The organism is Litorivivens sp. (assembly GCF_041625495.1).
Taxonomy (GTDB): Bacteria; Pseudomonadota; Gammaproteobacteria; order Pseudomonadales; family Spongiibacteraceae; genus Litorivivens.
The window spans coordinates 1-19,754 of record NZ_JBFJTH010000064.1; the positions used below are offsets into that span (position 1 = coordinate 1).

The window sequence follows — 19,754 nt, forward strand, 5'->3', positions numbered from 1 at the left end:
GTTCGCTCAGGTACTGCAAAATCTGAGAAACGAACTCGCCATCCAATACCTTGGCGATGAAAGACTCAGCATCACTGATATTGCCTTTCTACTTGGGTATTCCGAGCACAGCTCCTTTTCATCAGCCTTCAAACAGCAAATGGGGATGTCACCCCGAGACTATCGCAAAGGGCGAACCGAGACCTCGAGCTGACACCAGCTCACCGGTGTTGATAGCCGAACGTAACAAACACAAACAACCTAGCTCTATACTCTAATGTATAGCTTCTCTGTGCTGGGCGCTGGCACCGATTCCCACATCCGATGGCACCGATTCCGAAGTACCGCCCTGAAAGATGACTACACTGAAGCACCTGAATTTACGACGTCGCAGAATACGTCTGCAACGCCTTGGCTCCACATCAATAGCCGCGCGCCAACTGACGAACATGAAAGAGGAAAGAGCATGGCCGTAATCGAATCCCAAATAGACGCGCAATCCGAGCTATTTCAGCACAATACCAGCGTCATGCTACAAGCGGTTGACGAGTTCCGCGGGATAGAGCAGCGCGTGGTCGAGGCCGCTGAAGCCAAGGCCCCGCGCTACCGTGAACGCGGCCTGCTACCACCGCGAGAGCGCCTGAGCAGCCTGTTAGATGCCGGGGCACCATTTCTCGAGCTTTCAACCCTCTGCGGTTATATGCAAGAAGAAGACCGTGATGGCTCCGGTGCTGGAGGCTCCTGTATTACGGGTATTGGCTACGTATCCGGCGTTCGCTGCATGGTGATGGTGGACGACTATCTCACCAAGGGCGGCACCATTACGCCGCTTGGTAGCACCAAGCGTCAGCGCATGATGCATATCGCGATGGAAAACAAACTGCCCCTAATCACACTTGCACAGAGTGGCGGTGGCAACCTCAAGCTACTTGGTGACTTCTTTGGACCTTCGGGCTCGGCATTTGCCACACAAGCTCGGCTTTCAGCGGCGGGGATACCACAGATCACCGTCGTCCACGGGAGTGCCACCGCTGGCGGGGCCTACCAGCCTGGCCTGTCTGACTATGTGATCATGATTCGCAAACAGTCCACCGTGTATCTGGCAGGCCCCGCATTATTAAAGGCCGCCACCGGTGAAGTCGCTACCGATGAAGAGATTGGCGGTGCAGAAATGCACGCCGAGGTCGCTGGGACGGCAGACTATCTCGCAGAAAACGATGCCGATGGCATTCGCATTGCCCGAGAAATCGTTGGCAAATTGGGCTGGGATAAAAACCGTTTCGCCGCGCCGAAAAACGCTTATTCGGAGCCCTTATACCCTAGTGACGATTTGTTAGGAATCGTACCCGAAGATCCAAAAAAGCCCTTCGATATGCGTGAAATAATAGCCCGTATCGCCGATGCTTCGGATTTTCTCGAATTCAAACCCGACTTTGACACAGGCACTCTCTGCGGTCACATCATGCTGGAAGGGCAAAGTTGCGGCGTCATTGGAAACAATAGCCCTATTACCGCCAAAGGCGCCGCCAAGGCCGGGCAATTTATCCAACTGTGTGAGCAATCTAAGACACCACTACTTTTTCTACACAATACCACCGGCTTTATTGTCGGCACTGAAGCTGAGCAGGCCGGCATTATCAAACATGGCGCAAAACTCATTCAAGCGGTTACCAATGCCAAGGTTCCGCGAATCAGCGTTGTCATTGGCGGTTCCTACGGCGCTGGTAATTACGCGATGTGCGGTCGAGGTATGGAGCCTCGCTTTATGTTTGCCTGGCCGCGCACAGTGGTATCGGTCATGGGTCCTGCGCAAGCCGGCAGCGTGATGCGCCAAGTTGCTGAGGCCAAAATGAAGCGCGCGGGTCAGGTCGACGACAACCTGCTCGATGCACTGGAAAAAGACACCGTGGACACCATGACCGCAAAATCACAGGCACTGGCAAACACCGCGCGACTGTGGGACGACGGCATTATCGATCCGCGCGACACGCGAGAAGTGATCGCCTTTGCGCTGAGCGTTTGTATTGAGGGCGACCAGCGTGAGGTAAACCCCAACACCTTTGGTATTGCCCGTTTGTGATTAGCCCCGAAATGCCGCATTAACCAGGAGACACACCGTGCTACCGACTTGTCAGGAGCTCTTGCTCAGTCTGGACGACGGCGTATTGACCATTACGCTCAATCGCCCTCAAAAGCGCAACGCGATGAACGACCGCCTCGTCGAAGAGATGATGGCTGTTTTTAGTGCAATTGAAGGCGACCGTAACGTTCGCACCGTGGTGCTGCGGGGTGCGAAAGGCAACTTCTGCGCCGGGGGTGATATCAGCGGCATGCGAACAGACAACGATAAGGGCCAAGCCATCACCCCGGAACAGGCGGCATGGAATTTCAATCGCAGTTTTGGTCATATGATTACGCTAGTGAACCAAGCGCCACAGGTCGTCGTGTGCGTGCTGGAGGGCGCGGTGCTTGGTGGTGGCTTTGGCCTGGCCTGCGTTTCCGATATCGCCATTGCCGATAAACAGGCAATGTTCGCAATGCCGGAAACCGGTCTCGGCATCATTCCCGCGCAGATCGCCCCCTTTGTGGTTTTACGAATCGGCCTGACGCAAGCAAGACGATTAGCACTGACGGGCGAGCGCATCAGCGGTCAGGACGCGCAAAATCTTGGGCTGGTACATCATGTCACCGATAGCCCTGAAGCCCTTCAGGACCAACTAGCCAAAACGCTGTCCAGCGTTAAGCGTTGCGCACCAGGTGCCAATGCAGAAACCAAAGCCCTTATGTTGCAAGTTGGCTCGACTGAGCTTGAAGCACTGTTAGACCATGCTTCAGACCGATTTGCTGTCGCGCTTACCGGCGCTGAGGGCCGAGAAGGCACGCAGGCTTTTATGGAAAAACGCAAACCGAACTGGGCACAACAGAGTTGAGAACAACAATGACCTCCATTACCTCGAACCCGATCACGAAAGTACTGATTGCCAATCGCGGCGAAATTGCGGTTCGCGTAATTCGAACGGCGCGCGAGCTGGGCTATCGCACCGTTGCCGTCTACAGCGAGGCGGATGCAGATGCGCCCCATGTACAATTGGCAGATCAGGGCGTCTGTATCGGCGCTCCGGCCGTGGGTGACTCCTATCTTCGCTCTGACAAAATTCTGGAGGCCGCGCAGCGAACCGGTGCCGACGCCATTCACCCCGGCTACGGCTTTCTGTCCGAAAATGCCGATTTTGCACGTGCCTGTGAAGCTGCCGGCCTGACCTTTATTGGCCCCGGCGCCGATGCAATTGAATTGATGGGCAGCAAGCGTCTTTCTAAGATTGCGATGATCGAAGCCGGTGTGCCCTGCATCCCCGGCTATGAAGGAGCGGATCAAAGTGATAACACTTTGATTGCAGAAGCCAAGCGTATCGGCTTTCCGCTTATGGTGAAGGCATCTGCAGGCGGAGGCGGTCGCGGGATGCGCTTGGTGCATCACGAGCGTGAACTTGCAGAACAGATTCGTACCGCCCGCTCGGAAGCCCAATCGGCCTTTGGCAGTGACGAGCTTATTTTAGAGCGTGCAGTGATAGAGCCGCGACACATTGAGATACAGGTATTCGCTGACAACCACGGCAACTGCATATACCTGGGTGAACGCGATTGCTCTGTGCAGCGACGACACCAGAAGGTCGTCGAAGAGGCTCCCTCACCTTTCGTCGACGAGACCCTGCGCACAGCCATGGGCGCAGCGGCAGTGAACGCCGCACTTGCGTGCAAATATCGCGGCGCGGGTACGGTGGAGTTTTTGGTCGACAAAGATCGAAACTTCTACTTCTTGGAGATGAACACACGCCTCCAGGTCGAGCATCCCGTCACGGAACTTGTTACAGGGCAGGATCTGGTGGCTTGGCAGTTACAGGTGGCCTGCGGCGAAACTCTTCCACTCTCGCAAGACGATATCCGCTTGCAAGGTCACGCCGTGGAAGTGAGATTGTATGCAGAAGACCCACGCAATCAGTTCATGCCGCAAACCGGGCGCGTGCTTCGCTGGGACTGGCCTGAACGAAAGGATTTTCGTGTTGATCACGGCATAGCGGAAGGACAAGTAATCAGCCCCCATTACGATCCGATGCTGGCGAAGCTGATTGCTTACGGCAAGAATCGACAGGAGGCCTTGCGTAAACTCGCTTCAGCGGTAACTGATACGACGCTGCTTGGCTTGAACAACAATAAGCTTTTTCTGGAAAACATTCTGCGTCATCCCGAGTTCATTGCGGGCAACGCCACCACGGCTTTTATCGAACAGATGTTCGCCGACGACGATAGCATGAGCGTGACCCAACCCTCGGCATTGACGCTGGCCACGGCAGGGCTAATTTACTTCCAGCGCGGTGTCGCCCAAAGCCCCAGTGGCTATAACTGGCGGCGCAGCAGCCCCAAGAGTTACGTTTATGATCTGGAGTTCGAAGGCGAGCACTATCGCGTATCTCTCAAGGACGATAATGATCACTTTTCCATTTCCGTTGGCGAAGAAACCTTCCAGCTTGAGCTCGTACGCTGGAACCACACTCATTGCACGATCGTCTACCAACAAGTACGCGAAAAAGTGTGCTTTGCCTTTGACGGCGATTCACTGGCGCTGGATTGTGGCACCGGTCACTTTCTGTTTACTGATCTGACACACGCACCCGCGGTTGCGGCGCTCGCTGCGGGCAGTGGTCAGATCAAGGCCACCATGGACGGTTCAATTGTTGCAATCTTTGTTGAACCGGGGCAGACAGTTTTCGCTGGCGACACTGTTGCTGTACTGGAAGCCATGAAGATGGAACATCAGCTAAAGGCAACGCTGGACGGCGTGGTGGAGTCGGTAAGCTGCTCCGTTGGCCAACAAGTAAAATCCCGTCAATTGCTGGTAACTATTGCGTCAGGAGATGGTGAATGAAGAAAGTCAGAATCGGCGGCGCGTCGGCGTTTTACGGCGATAGCCAACTTGCCGCCCGCCAGCTCGTCGACAAGGGCGACATCGACTACCTCGTGTTCGACTATCTGGCCGAAATTACGATGGGAATCTTGGCTAAAGCCAAAGCGCGGGATGACCGCCAGGGCTATGCGGTCGAGTTTGTCACCGTGGCCATGCAAGATGTCATTAGTGACTGCGCCGAGAAAGGGATAAAGGTGATCGCCAACGCCGGTGGGGTAAACGTACCGGCGTGTGTCACTGCCCTGCAGGCACTGTGTACCGACAAAGGCCTCGATCTGAAAATCGCCGGTGTATACGGAGACGATCTGAGTGATCGGCAGGCGGAACTCGCCGCGGACCTGATAGAAATGGAAACCGGTGCGCCGCTGCCAGAAAAGCTGGCGAGTCTTAACGTCTACTTAGGCGCACAACCCATTGCCGAGGCGCTGAAAGCTGGTGCCGATATTATCGTTACCGGGCGAGTGGTTGATAGCGCGGTCGTCATTGGCCCGCTCATGCACGAGTACGGGTGGCAGCAGGATAACTACGATGCCTTGGCTCAAGCTGCGCTGGCAGGGCATATTCTGGAATGCGGTGCACAATGTACAGGCGGCAACTTTACCGACTGGCATCTAGTACCGGATTTTTCGACCATGAGTTATCCGGTCGCCGAATTCAGCGAAGACGCAACCTTCGAGATCTGCATTCCACCAAACACAGGTGGCTTGGTGAATGTCGGCACCGTTGGCGAGCAGATGCTGTACGAGATTGGCGACCCAGCCAATTATCTACTACCCGACGTGGCCTGCGATTTTACGGCAGTCAACCTTCAGGCCAGTGGAACCGACCGTGTGCATGTCAGCGGTGCGCGCGGCCGCGCGCCAGGCCAGTACTACAAAGCTTGCGCCACTTGGATCGATGGCTATCGGCTGATGGGAATGGCTTTTATTGGTGGGCCACGAGCAGCCGAGAAAGCCCGCAGCAGCCTTAATGCCTGGGTTCAGCGTACCGAACGTGAATTTGAAAAACGTGGCTTGGAAGGCTACCGGGATACCTGTCTGGAAGTCATTGGCGCCGAATCCACCTACGGACCTCATGCCAAGGCAAGCGATACCCGCGAGGTCATGGCAAAGTACGGGCTACATCACAACAGCCGTGAAGCTCTTGGATTTGCATCGCGTGAATTTGCGTACCTGGCTACATCCGCAGCACCGGGAATGAGTGGCTTCGGCGGCGGCCGAGCACAGCCCTCCCCCCTAATACGCGTGCATTCCGCGCTGTTAGAAAAATCGAAAGTACCCGTTACCGTGCAGCTCGGAGACCAGATACTTAGTCAGACGACTTACGAATCCGAGAGTTCCGACGCCGCTGCTGGCGAGCGCTATTCGAACATTTCGATAACAGGAAGTAGCGAACTTGTTAGTGTGCCACTGGAAAAATTAGCTTATGCACGCAGCGGTGACAAAGGCGATATTGCCAACATTGGCGTCATCGCCCGTAAGCCAGAATACCTGCCTTGGCTGTACCAGCAGCTTACCGCCAAGGCGGTTGCCGACTATTTCGCTCATCTGGTCAAAGGCCGTGTCGACCGCTACGAGCTGCCCGGCATCAACGGTTTTAATTTCCTTATGAGAGAGGCTTTGGGGGGCGGCGGTAGTGCCTCGCTGCGAATAGATCCCCAGGCTAAAGCTTATGCTCAAATGCTGCTATCGATGGAGGTAAAGATCCCTGAACCCATGAGTTGAGCGAGTTGGAATTCCCTGCCTAACTTGGACACTTAGCACCGCGATTTTTAGGCTGCTTCAAAGGTCTCTGGGCTGACGGCGCTGAGGTAGCTGGGCTAGCCCAAAAACTAATTGGAAATAAGCCGCGTAATTTTCTGCGATATTTATACGCGCGCACTGATGCAGATTGCATATGAGTGCACCAAGCCTGCCTCTTCCCCACTCGAACCAGAAAACTATCATTTTTGCATTCGCCAAAAAAAATCTGGAGAACGCAATACAATCACTACACGCGCTCTATCACCATTGCCGAACCAATTCCGCCTGCCGCAAGACATACGACCAGACCGAGCTCAGCATCGCGCCGCTCCAACTCATGAAACAGTGTCGTGACTAATGAGGCGCCTGTAGCACCGAGTGCATGTCCAATAGCGATAAGGCCGCCATTGACGTTAACCTTATCGGGGTCGACCTCGTAGTTGCGCAGAAATTTTAGTGGCGTTGCCGCGAAGGCTTCCATAAATTCGATCAGATCCAAATCAGCAAGACTCAGCTTGCTCTGTTTCAGAACGGCTTCCATCGCATCAAAGCCTGCGGAAAACTGGATAACCGGATCGCCAGAAGCTTCGGCATAGGCGCGTATGCGTGCACGCGGTTTCAAGCCTGCGGCTTCACCTGCAGTTTTAGAACCGGTTAATACCAACGCCGCCCCATCCGACAAGCCGGGGCAGTTCGCAACCGAATGCAGGTGGCTGATGGCTCCCAGCTGGGGGTAGGCAGCCAGCATCATGGCATCGGCTTCGGCCGCTCCTATTTCGGCAAAAGCCGGGGGCAATTTGGCGAGTTTTTCCAGCGTAAGATCTGGGCGTAGCCATTCATCGCGCGCGAGCGCCAGCTTCCCGTCGGCGTGTCGCACGGGTGTGACGCTGCTGTCGTAATGCCCGTTATCCCAAGCAGCGACCGCGCGCTGATGAGAAGTCAGGCTTAACGTATCCAACTCTGCTTTATTGTAGCCTTCAAGGCTAGCAATCAGTTCTGCACCCATAACGGGCAAAGCCCAGCGCAATTCTCGGCGCAGGTCGTCGTTGAGATAGTAGTCCGCCTTGTCGGCCATGAAAGGCACTTGCGACATACTTTCCACACCACCCGCCAAGCTCAGGCCCGGTTGCCCGGCCTGCGCCCACAGCGCAGATTCCCCCACGGCACTCAGGCCGGACACACAGTAGTTGTTGAGGGTTTTGGTGGCAACAGTGTCCGGTAATTGGGACGCCAACCGGCTTACCAGCGCGATATGCCCGCCTTGGGAACGCACTTGCCCTACACAACCTAGCAGTAATCGCTCCACGCCACCCATGGCGTCGTCGCCATTGCGTTCTGCTAATGCATCAATCAATTGTGAGACCATGCTGTGTGGAGCAATACTGCTCAGAGCACCGCCGGGTTTATCCTGGGTAGCCGCTTGGCCTTTGCCACGCGGTGTACGCAAAGCGTCGTAGATATAGGCATCTGTCATCACTAGGCAACTCCCACAACAAAGGACACGTTGGTAGTGGCGGAACCACCAACATTATAAGTACCGACTTTTTTCGCACCGGCCACCTGCATATCTCCGGCGTTACCCGTGGTCTGCCGCCAGGCGTCCAGCACCATGCGGATACCGGTGGCGCCTACGGGATGGCCCTGACCAATGAGACCGCCAGAAGGGTTGATGGGAAGTTGCCCGTCAAAAGCGATAGTCCCCTCTTCCACGGCTTTCCAAGCTTCGCCAGGCGCGGTAATACCGAAGTGTTCAATGGCCATGTATTCGGTAATGGTGAAACAGTCGTGAAGTTCGATGGCATCTAGCGCTTCGGGGCCGGCGATACCCGCGCGCCGGTAGGCGTCCGTTATTGCTTTGCGCGTCCAAGGAAAAACGTAATCCTGGTTTCGGCTGGATTCAATCTTAGTCTGCTGTAGCATCGGCGCCGTCGTATGCCCCCAACCCAATATGCGCGGCAGGGAATCAAGGGCGATACCCCTTCTGTCGGCGTATTCCTTCGCCTTTTTAGCGGAGGCCAGAAATACAACCGCCGCGCCGTCGGTGATCTGGCTGCAATCGTGGCGCCGCATCCACCCCTCTACCACTGGGTTGTCGCGTTCGTCCTGGCTAAAGCTGTTTTCGGCAAACGTCCAGCTACGCGTTTGGGCGTTGGGGTTACGTTTGGCATTGCTAAAGTTGATCCGCGCGATCTCACTCAAGTGGTCATGTTTGAGTCCATAGCGGCGCTCATACTCTTGCGCCAGATCGGAAAACATCGCCGGCCAAACATACTTAACCTGCGTGGCTTCACGACCCACCCAGCACGCAGCACCAAGGTTATTGGCCGCGATATCGCCACTAACGTTGCGCATCAGCTCAACCCCGGCCACACACGCCAGGTCGTAGTGTCCGCTCTCGATGTCCCGCATTGCAGCTAGCATCGCCAACGAACCGGAGGCGCAGGCTCCCTCGTGACGTGAAGCCGGCATACCGGCAAAATCTGGGTGAACATGACCGAAGAAACCGCCGAGCATACCCTGGCCGGTAAACAGTTCCGCCACAAAGTTACCGACATGGCCAACCTCGACCTCTTTCGCATCCAGTTGGCAATTTTCGAGGCCGCTGTTAACGGAAGTCGCAAACAGATCAAACAGGCTTTTGTCATCGCGCGTCCAGTTGCGACCAAAGTCGGTTTGTGCGCCGCCGAGAATAAACACTTCACTCATTTGCGTCTCCTGACATTGAAGGCTTGAGAATAACGTCCTGTTTTAATCAAAGTTGTTGGCGATTTGCTGGTCCGAAGCCCAGCAAGCGTGAGTACCACTGCAAATGCGGTGTGGCAGAACAATCTCGCAAACAGGACCGGCCTCGATATTTTTTGCGTCGATCAAAACACACGTGGAACGATTGCGCTTCATGTCAGTAAGAAAGCTAACCAGATAACCGTCATCTTCATCTTTAGCGCCTTCGCGCGGCACGAAGGGAGCCTCGGAACCGTAGACTTCATCCCCAAAATCGTAACGTTGAGCCGTGCCGGTTTCGAGGTCGTGCTTAATCAGGCCTGTGAACAGGAACCAACCCTCCTTCAACGTGGTGCTGTACACGTAGCGGTTTTTTACACCTGCGTATTGCTGATTGATCGTGCCAAATTCTACGACTTCCTCGTCGTAAAGCACTTCTTCTCGGGTTGTGCCATCTTTGAGGTTAAATCGCCACCGGTGCAGTTGCGGCTTCACTCCATGCATGTTCAAGAAAGCATACAGTTGACGATATTTCTCGGGACCAAAATCCAACGGCGGCGGCTCGGGATTATTCTGGAAGTAGCCATCCAACACCAGCTCGTCACCCTCTTCCCAGGCATTGGTCCAGTGAAGTACATAGGTCGACTCTGCCTCAAACCAACGTATGTCTTCGGGCTGGCCGAAACGCGGAATGACAGCAAAACGTGACGGCAAATCATGCATCACGGGTACATGCATGTTCTGTTTCAACAGCTCCTCATGCCAGAACATGGGGAAATCATTGAGAATCGCATAGTTCTTCGAGAACGCCATATCGTGGGGTAATCGCGGCCCCGGCAGATCTACCGGCACGTAGTGTTTGAGGCGGTTGTCCGCACCCACCACGCCGTAGTGCATATAGGGCGCGTGCTTAGAGTAATTGAAAAACAGCAGCTCCCCGGTTTTCTCGTCAACCTTGGGGTGGGCCGAAATGCCGTCGATGGGCGTCCATGCTTCTATACCCAAATTATCGAGAGTGTAAGGATCGAGACGATAGCCCTCGCCGCACTGCCAAAACGTCGATAACGCCTCTCCCGCATGAACGACAACATCGGTAGAAGAAGAGTCTTTCAGGTGCTCATGCGCACCCCAGCCGGGGCGTTTTGAATTTTCTGGTTTGCCGGCCATACCAATCCATAAGGGACCGCCCGCTTCTGCCTCGGCAGCAAAGCCTCGGGTGCGCACAAAGCGATTGCGATACTCCACCTTGCCATTGGTAAAACGCATCATGTGCAACATGCCATCGCCGTCGAATGGGTGATATTTACCAATAGATTCGTGCACCGGATTTTCCGTGTTTCTCAGATAAACACCGCTGATATCTTTGGGAATCTCACCGATGACCTCCATGTCCGTTGCAGTGACTTCCTCAAAGTTTGGAGTCCAAGCGCCACTGCGATAGGGATGTTCATCGTGTTCAGGGAGTGTGCTATCCACACGATTCACGAGGGTAGTAGGCATTGCAATTCCTTGTCAGTGATTTGTTTCGGGTTACTTGTTTTTAGGCGGACGTGGTATCAAAGAGGGCGTTGCGGCCTTGTAGCGTTGGTACTCCGCGTTATCACCCCATTCTTTATCAGCGCGCTGTTCAAGCAGGGGCACACCGCTGACACGGGTGAGCAGCACGGCAACAAACACCGGTGAGATCAAGGTAACGTATTGCCACCCCTGCAAAACCGGAAAGGCGATAATCGCGACGCCAAACCATAAAACGATCTCGCCAAAGTAGTTGGGATGTCTCGACCAGGCCCACAGCCCAGTTTGAATAAAGCGCCCGGCATTGTTCGGGTCAGTGCGAAAAGTATTCTTTTGCCGATCTGCCACAGCCTCGATTGCAAAACCACAGAGCCAGACGACAAATCCGATACCACCGATCAGCCCCAGCGGCTGACTTTGCTCACCGGTCATTGCCGCCAGTGCGCAGGCCAGCGTCAGCAGAACCCAGAGCCCTTGCAGACTCCACGTGCTTAAGAAACGTGGAAAGATCCCCTTAATCGCGTCAAAGCGTGGATCTTTGCCCGCCCGGCGAATACGCAGAAACAGAAATGATCCAAGGCGCCCGGCCCAGATAAGCACCAGCACACCCAACAGCAACGAACGTGGGTCGGCATTGCCGTAGACCAGCGCAATGATGACCAGTGTTATATAGGTCAGACTGCCGGTCAGGTCGAAATAGTGCTCGGTCTGTGCCAGATAGGACGGAATAAAAACGACCCACTGCACAACGAAGCCAATCACCGCACAAATGGCGAACAGTGGCCAGCCAGCCAGTTGAATTGATGCAGGGCTGGCCGCCAGGACGACGGCTCCGGCCAACAGAAAAATAATGGCGTGCGCGATCATCGCGCGAATCCAGGGTTTCACGTGTCAATCTCCAAAAAAACGCTGCAAACAAACGCTACCAATTACACGTCCTAATCAGGCGTCAGTGTTTTCCAACAAACGGGCGATGACGCCGCCCAGTTCTCGATGCAAGGCGTCTCCGGGCGCCATTTGCAAGACCGCCGGATTGTTGTATCCCTCCGACAGAATCATCATTGCCCGCGCGATGTCTCTTGCCTCGCCCGCCCTGAAAAGCCGTGCACTCTGACCAAGGCGAACAAAGCGCTCGCAATGATCAATCGCGCGTTTCTCGCTGTCGGCATAAACCTCTCGCACTGCAGCAGAACTCAGTGCCTTGGCCTGCGATAGAGCAAACAGCACACTGTTCGAACGGAAAAAGCGAACACACCCCGCGACCCACTGGGCCGCAAACGTTTCAAGCCCCACGTCCAGCAGCCGCTCCACTTGCAGCCCGTCGGTAACATGCCGCACCAGATCATCCATCAGTGCCCGATAAGCGGCATCAAAGGCTTCGTCTTGCGACTCGAAATGGTTGTAAAAGGTGGCGGTTGAGGCCTTGGCACGCCGGGCAACCTTTTCAGCATTGAAGCTTCCGCTGCCCTCCAGTTCCTTACGAACGGCTGCAACCAGTCGCAGGCGAGTGCGATCCGTTTTGCTCAATGTTCCCTGAGTAGCGGGCGATGACGTCATCTTGGCAGCTCATTTCTATACTTAATTTCGATTAGTTTGACACATTTGTATTATAAAAGTACAGTTGTCGCGAATATATTAGAAAGTTTTTCTATTTTTAGAGGACTCTCCCGTGACCAAGCACGTAGCCCAACGCCCTCAGCGCCACCAGACCCAGCGGCTTTACCGCCATATCAGTAGCCCGTTGCTGGCCCTACTGACAGCCAGCAGCGTGGTGGCCCAGCCACAAGACAATGCTCCGCGCCGACAGCTGGAGGAGGTTGTGGTCACCGCCCAAAAGCGCTCGCAAAGCCTGACCGACGTGCCGGTGTCCGTTACCGCCCTGAGCGGCGACCGCCTGTCGGATGCGGGCATCGAGAATCTCAGCGATCTGTCTGAGTACGCACCCAACTTCAAGCTGGTGGACTCCGGGTTCATCCCGAATATCTATATGCGCGGCGTGGGTTCGGGCTCGAATCAGGGCTTTGAATTGTCGGTTGGCATTTTCACCGATGGCGTTCATCTAGGCCGCCCACACCAAACCCGCTCAGCGTTTATGGATCTGGAACGCGTCGAGGTACTGCGCGGGCCGCAGTCGATACTGTTCGGAAAGAATGCAATCGCCGGCGCACTGAGCCTGATATCTGCCAAACCCGGCGACGAGTTTGAGTTTGACATCAGTGCACTGAAGGGACGCTCTGACGATCGACACGAAGTGAGCGGTGCAGTCTCTGTTCCGGTGACAGACAGCTTCGGTTTTAGGGTGGCTGGACGAGTACGCGAAGAAGAGGGCTATATGTATAACGAGGTGCTTGATCGCGACGAGCCGGGCGTCGATGAGAGTGCCTGGCGACTGACCCTGGCTTATGCCCCGAACGACGTATTGGACAGCACCCTAAAGCTTGAAACCTCGACGCGAGAGCAAACCGGACGCACCTACGAAATGATCCGCGATAGCGCCCTCACACGATGCTCCGGGGAAGATACGCAGAAGAACGGACGCCGCGCCGCTGACGCTAACGAAGAAGGTGAAATCGACACCTACAACGCCACATTGAATGTCGACTGGCACCTTGAAGCCGGAACGCTGACCAGCGTTACCGCCAAAACGGGCTACGATTCCGCAGATCTGTTCGACGCCGACTCAAGCAGTTTCGATACACTCTACATTTTTGGCACAGAAGATTACGACCAGTTCAGTCAGGAACTGCGCTTTACGTCCCCTACCGGCGGATTCATGGAATACATTGCGGGGGTTTTCTACCAGGAAAATAACCTGCACTTTTATGAAGAAGGCCCACTGAAAGTTCGCACCGGTGGCGTTCAACCGACCGGCGTTTGTGCCCTCGACACCCAGGTCGTTGTTGATACTTTCCTCGACAGAGATTTTTACGTAGACACAGAAGCCTGGTCGGCTTTCTTTCAATTTACGCTCAACTGGACGCCCACCCTGCGTACGACATTTGGTTTGCGCAAAGTCGAGGAGGAAAAAATATCCTCAAGGGAATTCCGCATCTACAACGATGAAGGTCGCGGCTCGGCCGACCCCGCAACCCTTTTCCTGCTGGACAACCTTCGCATCAACCCTCATAGCCTGCAGGGTGAACGCGAAGCATCGAATCTACTGCCATTGGTCAACCTGCAATGGGATGCTACCGATACGATGATGGCCTATGTGAGCTACACCGAAGGTGCCAAATCCGGCTCCTACGATGCGCGCGGCAACAATGACCGCGACGAATTCAACGGTGGCGGCCGCAACTACGAATACGACGATGAACTGGCCGATGCCTGGGAAATCGGCGCAAAGATGACGCTGGCAGATGGCACAGCCGATTTGAACATTGCCCTGTTTTACGTTGAATACACCGATATGCAGGTCAGCGTTTACGATGGCTCATCCGCTTTTAACGTGCTGAACGCCGGTGAAGCCTTGACTCAGGGCCTGGAAATGGATGGTCGCTGGCTGGTCACGGACTGGTTCCAGCTTACTGGCTCGGTAGCCTATCTGGACTTTGAATGGACGGAGTACGACAACGGCCCATGTTATGTCGGACGCAGCGACAGCAACCCGGACGGCTCGTGCTCACTGACAGGCATGGAAAATATACAGACGCCCGAATGGACCGCTTCCGTGTCCACAAATTTCACTTTCCCTCTGCCGGGCAATCTTCTGGTGGGAATCACCCTGGACGCCAACTACAAAGACGACCACTTTACATCTTCAGACCTTGATCCCCGCGGTTTTCAGGAAGCGACAACGCGCTACAACGGCCGGGCCCAGATTGGCGCCGACGACGGGACCTGGAATATTGCGCTGGTTGGGAAAAACCTGAGCGATGAAACCACCATAGGCGCTTCGGCCGCGACCCTGCTCGACGTTGGCGGTTACCGCGCGACCATAGAGCCAGCGCGCACGGTGTATCTGGAAGGCAGATATCGCTACTAAACATCCGGCGAGGGGAAGGTACCGCAACTTCCCCTCGATAAAAACCACAATGCATTGCAATTTGCGAAAACTGGGAATAATTGCAAGTGGTCGCCGCGAGTCCACCAGTAACTCGATAATAAATAAGGATAATCCCGCCAAGACCAGAATTGGCATCTAAGTTGCAGCTACCGCCCTCAACGAACAACACCAAATGAGAGCAGGGACATGACAACGCACGCAACAGCACAGCAACGGGACATACTCATAATCGAGGAATCGATAGCAGCGCGAGTCGAACTCAAGCTTCGACTCTCCTCACTAAATTGTGCAGTCCACATCGCATCTAGCTATGAGCAAGCTATTCACACTCTGCAGGAACGCAGCCTCTGCCTTGTGCTCGCTTCTGAATCCTTAAGCCCGGCAGACAGAGCTGCACTCAGAAAGCGCATAGAAAGGCTTGCAACCAAAAACCAACCACGCCTCGTCAGCATCCGAGATACCGGACTCGACTTTCCTTTCAATGACGACTACCAGGATTGGATTGAAACTGAAGTTGGTGTCGAACAGGATCTGGCGACCTACGAACCAAGGATAACTGCCGAGGAATTTTCGGATCTTCGCAGCAGCATGCCCCCTATGTACTCATGAGGCTTGCACAGAATGTCGGTGCTAGCCGATTAGTCAAATTTAGGGCGGACTGCCAGCACCTGTTGCCAGAATGACAGCACCGATAACCAGTGCCAGCGCAGAAGCCGCGCCCAGAATTGGCAGCCATTTAAAACGTGGCGGCGTTGGCTCAGGAGCCAGTTGCTGCTCCAGATACTCTTTCAATAACTGAGTGTTCCGGGTATTGGCTTTATAAAAGGCGTCGAAGGCATCGCCCACCACCGGCAGCAGGCCACCGACAAAGTCGATGCCCATATTACGTAATATACGCAGTTTAAGTTCGCCGTCAGCACCTGCACGATGCGCTTCCAACAATACATACCCCGAAAAACCCAAGCCTATAACATCGCCGACACCAGGCAATAAACCCACAACAGCATCGGCACCAATGCTGAAGTTGGTGAAAGGAATTTTTATACTGCTGTCGGTAAAACGACTGAATTTTTCCAAACGTTTAAGCACAGCCAGTTGTTGCTCTCGCGTTGGCTGACTAACGTTATTGTTCGGCATAACAGAAAATCTCCGAAAAAATATTTGTGGCGACGGCTATAACAACAGCCCAACGTTGTAAGTTGGGTACTGGTGACGGTTGCACCAGATATGTTCATGCTATCGTAGGCAATCATGTCAGAACCAGTGAATATCGCATGAGATCCGCACTACGCCAATACCGGCCACTTCGGCTAGAATGGCTCGCGTATCTGCAACCGGATAGAAGATGCCGCTCGAAAACACCACAAAGTCAGACCTCTTGCTGGTGCTTGTCACACTCCTCGCAGCCCTAGGCTGGATATTGTCCAGAGAAGCCGTCAGCGTCATGCCGCCACTGCTCTTTATGTCGGTGCGCTTTATTCTGGCCAGTGCAATTCTCGGCTTCTTTGCTCGCCGGCAACTGCCTGTACTCGGTGTGGCGGCACTCGCTCGCAGCCTACGTGTAGGCGCTGTATTTGGTATTGCGATGAGCCTGTGGGTTGTCGGACTTAAGCAGTCGACTCACGTCGGCGAGGCCGCGTTTATCGCCAGCCTTGGTGTGATAATGGTGCCATTGATTGCGCGAGTGTTCTTCAGCGAAGCCATCCCACTATATACCTGGCTGGCCATGCCCTTTGCTGTGACCGGTTTAGGCTTTCTGTCATTGAGCCACGGATTGCGCCTCGAAAGCGCCCAACTACTACTATTAGCGTCGGCCGCAATTTTTGCGCTGTACTTTAACCTCAATACTCGCGCCGCAAACAGCCAATTCAGCACGCTCGACAATGGTGAAACCCATGAAACTGAGCGTATTCCAGTACTCGCTCTAACCACCGTGGTTCTCGGCTGCGTCGGCATGATCACCGGCCTGCTATCGCTGTTGCTAGAGCCCTGGGCGCCAACGCTGCGTGAAGCATCACCGATAATCGCCTTCTGGATAGTCGCGTCAGCACTGATCTCTACAGCACTGCGTTTTCTGGTGCAGACCTACGCCCAAAGCATGACCCGCCATAGCAATGGTGTTGTCATCATGGTGCTGGAGCCAGTCTGGGTCGCCATCATTGCCGTTTTCTGGTTTTCCGAAAGTATGACTGACAGTCAGCTCATTGGCTGCGCACTAATCTTCCTATCGTTGCTGGTGAACCGCTTGAAGGTACTGGCCGGGCTATTCAGACGCAGAGCCCGATAACCACGCCCAACAAGCCACTGGATTGTCGAGATATCACCAATCCATAGTGGTAACCGCCAACGTCAGCCCTGGCGGTTTTCATCCACGTGACAAAATGCCGCTATAGGTTTGGTTGGTCACCTCTAACGGATCTGGCTATCGCCTAATTCCGCAGAAATTCCGCAATCTCGAAAGCCAATTCCAGCACCTGATCGGCATTCAAACGCGGATCGCATTGCGTTTGATAGCACTTGGCCAGATCCGCATCAGAAATCTGGTAAGCGCCGCCGGTACACTCGGTCACATGCTGACCGGTCATTTCAAGATGAATACCACCCGGGTAAACCGATTCACCTTCGAGCAAGGCAAAGAACTGCTTGATCTCTGACAAAATCCTGTCAAAGGAGCGGGTTTTAAACCCGCTTGTCGCCTTCACGGTATTCCCATGCATGGGATCACATGACCACACAACATGCCGCCCCTCATCACGCAGTGTGGCCGCTAATCCCGGCAGCACCTTTGCGATATTATCGCTACCCATTCGACTGATTAGCGTCAGTCGACCTGGCTCATTACCCGGGTTGAGTGCATCGACCAACCGCACCAGTTCATCCGATGTCATCGTTGGACCAACTTTCACGCCGATTGGATTATCAATGCCTCGGAAGAATTCAACATGCGCACCATCGAGTTGACGTGTCCGCTCACCAATCCAGACCATATGGGCAGATGATTCGTACCAATGTCCGGACACCGGGTTTTCGCGTGCCAACGCTTCTTCATAAGGCAGTAGCAGCGCTTCGTGCGACGTAAAAAACTCCGTGCGACTCAACGCTGGATGGCTTTCGCTATTAATGCCACAGACTTCCATAAAGGACAGTGCGTCCTGAATGGTGCGGGCGATCTGCTCATAGCGATCGCGCAATGGATTGTTCTCAAGAAAGCCCAAATTCCATTTGTGCACCTGATGCAGATCGGCTTGTCCACCGCCGATAAAAGCTCGCAACAAATTCAATGTTGTGGCTGATTGATTGTACGCCTGAATCATTCGTTCAGGGTCAGGATCTCGTGAGCCCATATCGAAGGCCGACGCATTAATAATGTCACCGCGATAACTGGGCAGGCTGGTACCATCGCGTTCTTCGTTATCCGCAGACCGGGGCTTGCCAAACTGCCCCGCAATACGGCCAACCTTGACCACCGGGCGACGCCCCGCATACGTGAGCACGATAGCCATCTGCAGCAATACGTTAAATGTACTGCGTACAGAGTCTGCAGAGAAGTCAGAAAAGCTCTCCGCGCAATCACCTCCCTGCAACAGGAAGGCCTCTCCCTTCGCAACGCTCGCCAGACGATTACGCAGCATGGCGACCTCGTCGTCTAGGACCAAGGGCGGCATCAGGCGCAGACGGGCTTCAACATCCTTTACGGCAACTGCATCGCGATATAAAGGTTGCTGCAAAGCTTCCTTTTGACGCCAACTTGCCGGATTCCACATGTCATTACTTACCACTAAACCGTCCTTCTCTCATTATCCGGATCTTACCAGGCCAACCGATCGTACTCGGCAGATAATGGCTGGCCAATAACCCCGTTCACTGTAATGCTATAAAAATCTACTCGCTACCGAGCACTGCCATCAGGTCTGAATACCCCTACCCGACTAGTGCAATATATGTACAAACTACGCAACTACCGTCGTGAGCAGGTCATACTCTAAGAGCCGATTGAACAGCATACGCAGCATTTAACCCAGTGGCTGTAGGGCAATATATCCACTCGACTGTCAATTTGGGTACAACTCACCGAGGCCCATGATACCAGCCGAGCACTCATTCCAGTACCTAGCGATCCAAACGACGATTGCTACTTCGTCACGTGCCGCAAGGGAATGTAGATTGTTGCGCTTGTACTAACATACAGGGATACCACATGCTAAAACTTCCGCACTGCAACCACCTCAGCAGAATAGTAAAGCCATAACCTGAAAGGGCCCCATAACAGGGCCCACAGAATATATCTCGATAATAACCGAGGGGCAGGAATAGAAATTCAGAAAGGTTACTTCAGATCAGCGTGCATGCATTCTAGCGAAGCCTTCCGAAGAGATCGTTTGTTCATACAGTAGTATTCTTTAGGTAAAGCGGAGAGATCCTTCGCCAGGTTCTTAGCTTCTTCCATCAGCCTGTTCTGATCAACAAGCTTATCGAGAAACCCCGCTGCTATCGATTCAGCTGGAGAATAGCGCTTGGACTGAACCACCGCCATGGTCTTTTCCGCGATAGAAATGCGGTCGTGTATCAACGCCAACAGTACGGGCGTAAACGGCATACTAATGGAAGTTTCGGGCAAACAAATCTGAAAGTCAGAATTCGCGCCAACTCTGTTGTCGGAGGCCATCAACAAAAAAGCTCCCATGCCAATAGCATGCCCATCACAAGCAGCAATTACTGGAAGCGGAAATTCATACAACCGAGTGAGCATTGCCATACCACCCGCCACCAGCTTATCTGCAACCTCGGCCCCCTGCTGAAAAGCCTTAAGGTCAAAGCCCGCACAGAA

16 protein-coding genes are annotated in these 19,754 nt (G+C 54.2%); 8 read left to right on the plus strand and 8 right to left on the minus strand.

The window, feature by feature from the left end:
• The 5 genes from ABYP39_RS09280 to ABYP39_RS09300 all read left to right on the plus strand — a co-directional run.
• The coding region (locus tag ABYP39_RS09280) for a helix-turn-helix domain-containing protein (protein WP_372782195.1) at nt 1-193 on the plus strand (193 nt) is incomplete at its 5' end.
• A gap of 252 nt (nt 194-445) precedes the next feature.
• Nucleotides 446-2,059, plus strand: a complete 1,614-nt coding sequence (locus ABYP39_RS09285) for an acyl-CoA carboxylase subunit beta (RefSeq protein ID WP_372782197.1) — start codon at nt 446-448, stop codon at nt 2,057-2,059.
• Between the two features lie 37 nt (nt 2,060-2,096).
• Nucleotides 2,097-2,909 carry an enoyl-CoA hydratase/isomerase family protein gene (locus tag ABYP39_RS09290; RefSeq protein WP_372782199.1) on the plus strand — a complete coding sequence of 271 codons (813 nt, stop codon included), beginning with the start codon at nt 2,097-2,099 and terminating at the stop codon, nt 2,907-2,909.
• An 8-nt stretch (nt 2,910-2,917) separates the two neighbouring features.
• Nucleotides 2,918-4,903 carry an acetyl-CoA carboxylase biotin carboxylase subunit gene (locus ABYP39_RS09295; protein ID WP_372782201.1) on the plus strand — a complete coding sequence of 662 codons (1,986 nt, stop codon included), beginning with the start codon at nt 2,918-2,920 and terminating at the stop codon, nt 4,901-4,903.
• Nucleotides 4,900-6,666: an acyclic terpene utilization AtuA family protein gene (locus tag ABYP39_RS09300; protein ID WP_372782203.1), complete on the plus strand. Its 1,767-nt coding sequence runs from the start codon at nt 4,900-4,902 to the stop codon at nt 6,664-6,666. The genes ABYP39_RS09295 and ABYP39_RS09300 overlap by 4 nt, the downstream gene beginning before the upstream one ends.
• A 265-nt stretch (nt 6,667-6,931) precedes the next feature.
• Here ABYP39_RS09300 and ABYP39_RS09305 read toward each other — a convergent pair whose 3' ends face one another.
• Genes ABYP39_RS09305 through ABYP39_RS09325 form a run of 5 tightly spaced genes read right to left on the minus strand, consistent with a single transcriptional unit; the run spans nt 6,932 to nt 12,477 of the window.
• Nucleotides 6,932-8,158 carry an acetyl-CoA C-acyltransferase gene (locus tag ABYP39_RS09305; protein WP_372782219.1) on the minus strand — a complete coding sequence of 409 codons (1,227 nt, stop codon included), beginning with the start codon at nt 8,156-8,158 and terminating at the stop codon, nt 6,932-6,934.
• A gap of 2 nt (nt 8,159-8,160) precedes the next feature.
• Complete coding sequence (locus tag ABYP39_RS09310) at nt 8,161-9,390, minus strand: acetyl-CoA acetyltransferase (RefSeq protein WP_372782205.1); 1,230 nt, start codon at nt 9,388-9,390, stop codon at nt 8,161-8,163.
• Between the two features lie 42 nt (nt 9,391-9,432).
• A complete protein-coding gene (locus ABYP39_RS09315) occupies nt 9,433-10,905 on the minus strand; it encodes a carotenoid oxygenase family protein (RefSeq protein ID WP_372759598.1) in 1,473 nt (490 codons plus the stop codon).
• 30 nt (nt 10,906-10,935) lie between these two features.
• On the minus strand, nt 10,936-11,808 hold the full coding sequence (locus tag ABYP39_RS09320; RefSeq protein ID WP_372782207.1) for a DUF1295 domain-containing protein: 873 nt from the start codon (nt 11,806-11,808) through the stop codon (nt 10,936-10,938).
• A 54-nt stretch (nt 11,809-11,862) separates the two neighbouring features.
• The gene (locus tag ABYP39_RS09325; protein WP_372782209.1) at nt 11,863-12,477 is read right to left on the minus strand and encodes a TetR/AcrR family transcriptional regulator; all 615 of its coding nucleotides are present in this window, start codon (nt 12,475-12,477) and stop codon (nt 11,863-11,865) included.
• Between the two features lie 112 nt (nt 12,478-12,589).
• Here ABYP39_RS09325 and ABYP39_RS09330 point away from each other — a divergent pair, with 112 nt between their 5' ends.
• Together ABYP39_RS09330 and ABYP39_RS09335 are read left to right on the plus strand one after the other, a co-directional pair.
• Nucleotides 12,590-14,905: a TonB-dependent receptor gene (locus ABYP39_RS09330; RefSeq protein WP_372782211.1), complete on the plus strand. Its 2,316-nt coding sequence runs from the start codon at nt 12,590-12,592 to the stop codon at nt 14,903-14,905.
• Nucleotides 14,906-15,112: 207 nt separating this feature from the next.
• Entirely contained in the window at nt 15,113-15,535 is a 423-nt protein-coding gene (locus tag ABYP39_RS09335) for a hypothetical protein (protein WP_372782213.1), read from the plus strand.
• A gap of 39 nt (nt 15,536-15,574) precedes the next feature.
• On the opposite strand, the gene ABYP39_RS09340 is transcribed toward ABYP39_RS09335, so the two are convergent.
• Nucleotides 15,575-16,063: a DUF4112 domain-containing protein gene (locus ABYP39_RS09340; protein WP_372749346.1), complete on the minus strand. Its 489-nt coding sequence runs from the start codon at nt 16,061-16,063 to the stop codon at nt 15,575-15,577.
• Between the two features lie 208 nt (nt 16,064-16,271).
• Between ABYP39_RS09340 and ABYP39_RS09345 the strand changes: the two genes are divergently transcribed.
• Nucleotides 16,272-17,213, plus strand: a complete 942-nt coding sequence (locus ABYP39_RS09345; RefSeq protein WP_372782215.1) for a DMT family transporter — start codon at nt 16,272-16,274, stop codon at nt 17,211-17,213.
• A 142-nt stretch (nt 17,214-17,355) separates the two neighbouring features.
• Here ABYP39_RS09345 and ABYP39_RS09350 read toward each other — a convergent pair whose 3' ends face one another.
• Nucleotides 17,356-18,690, minus strand: coding sequence for a class II 3-deoxy-7-phosphoheptulonate synthase (locus ABYP39_RS09350; RefSeq protein ID WP_372782221.1), 1,335 nt, complete (start codon nt 18,688-18,690; stop codon nt 17,356-17,358).
• 563 nt (nt 18,691-19,253) lie between these two features.
• The coding region (locus ABYP39_RS09355) for an enoyl-CoA hydratase-related protein (RefSeq protein ID WP_372782217.1) at nt 19,254-19,754 on the minus strand (501 nt) is incomplete at its 5' end.

Bases quoted from the DNA above. Each gene is read 5' to 3' on its own strand.
- ABYP39_RS09285 (WP_372782197.1), top strand. From the start codon at position 446: ATGGCCGTAATCGAATCCCAAATAGACGCGCAATCCGAGCTATTTCAG.
- ABYP39_RS09295 (WP_372782201.1), top strand. From the start codon at position 2,918: ATGACCTCCATTACCTCGAACCCGATCACGAAAGTACTGATTGCCAAT.
- ABYP39_RS09300 (WP_372782203.1), top strand. From the start codon at position 4,900: ATGAAGAAAGTCAGAATCGGCGGCGCGTCGGCGTTTTACGGCGATAGC.
- ABYP39_RS09305 (WP_372782219.1), bottom strand. From the start codon at position 8,158: ATGACAGATGCCTATATCTACGACGCTTTGCGTACACCGCGTGGCAAA.
- ABYP39_RS09310 (WP_372782205.1), bottom strand. From the start codon at position 9,390: ATGAGTGAAGTGTTTATTCTCGGCGGCGCACAAACCGACTTTGGTCGC.
- ABYP39_RS09315 (WP_372759598.1), bottom strand. From the start codon at position 10,905: ATGCCTACTACCCTCGTGAATCGTGTGGATAGCACACTCCCTGAACAC.
- ABYP39_RS09325 (WP_372782209.1), bottom strand. From the start codon at position 12,477: ATGACGTCATCGCCCGCTACTCAGGGAACATTGAGCAAAACGGATCGC.
- ABYP39_RS09335 (WP_372782213.1), top strand. From the start codon at position 15,113: ATGACAACGCACGCAACAGCACAGCAACGGGACATACTCATAATCGAG.
- ABYP39_RS09340 (WP_372749346.1), bottom strand. From the start codon at position 16,063: ATGCCGAACAATAACGTTAGTCAGCCAACGCGAGAGCAACAACTGGCT.
- ABYP39_RS09345 (WP_372782215.1), top strand. From the start codon at position 16,272: ATGCCGCTCGAAAACACCACAAAGTCAGACCTCTTGCTGGTGCTTGTC.
- ABYP39_RS09350 (WP_372782221.1), bottom strand. From the start codon at position 18,690: ATGTGGAATCCGGCAAGTTGGCGTCAAAAGGAAGCTTTGCAGCAACCT.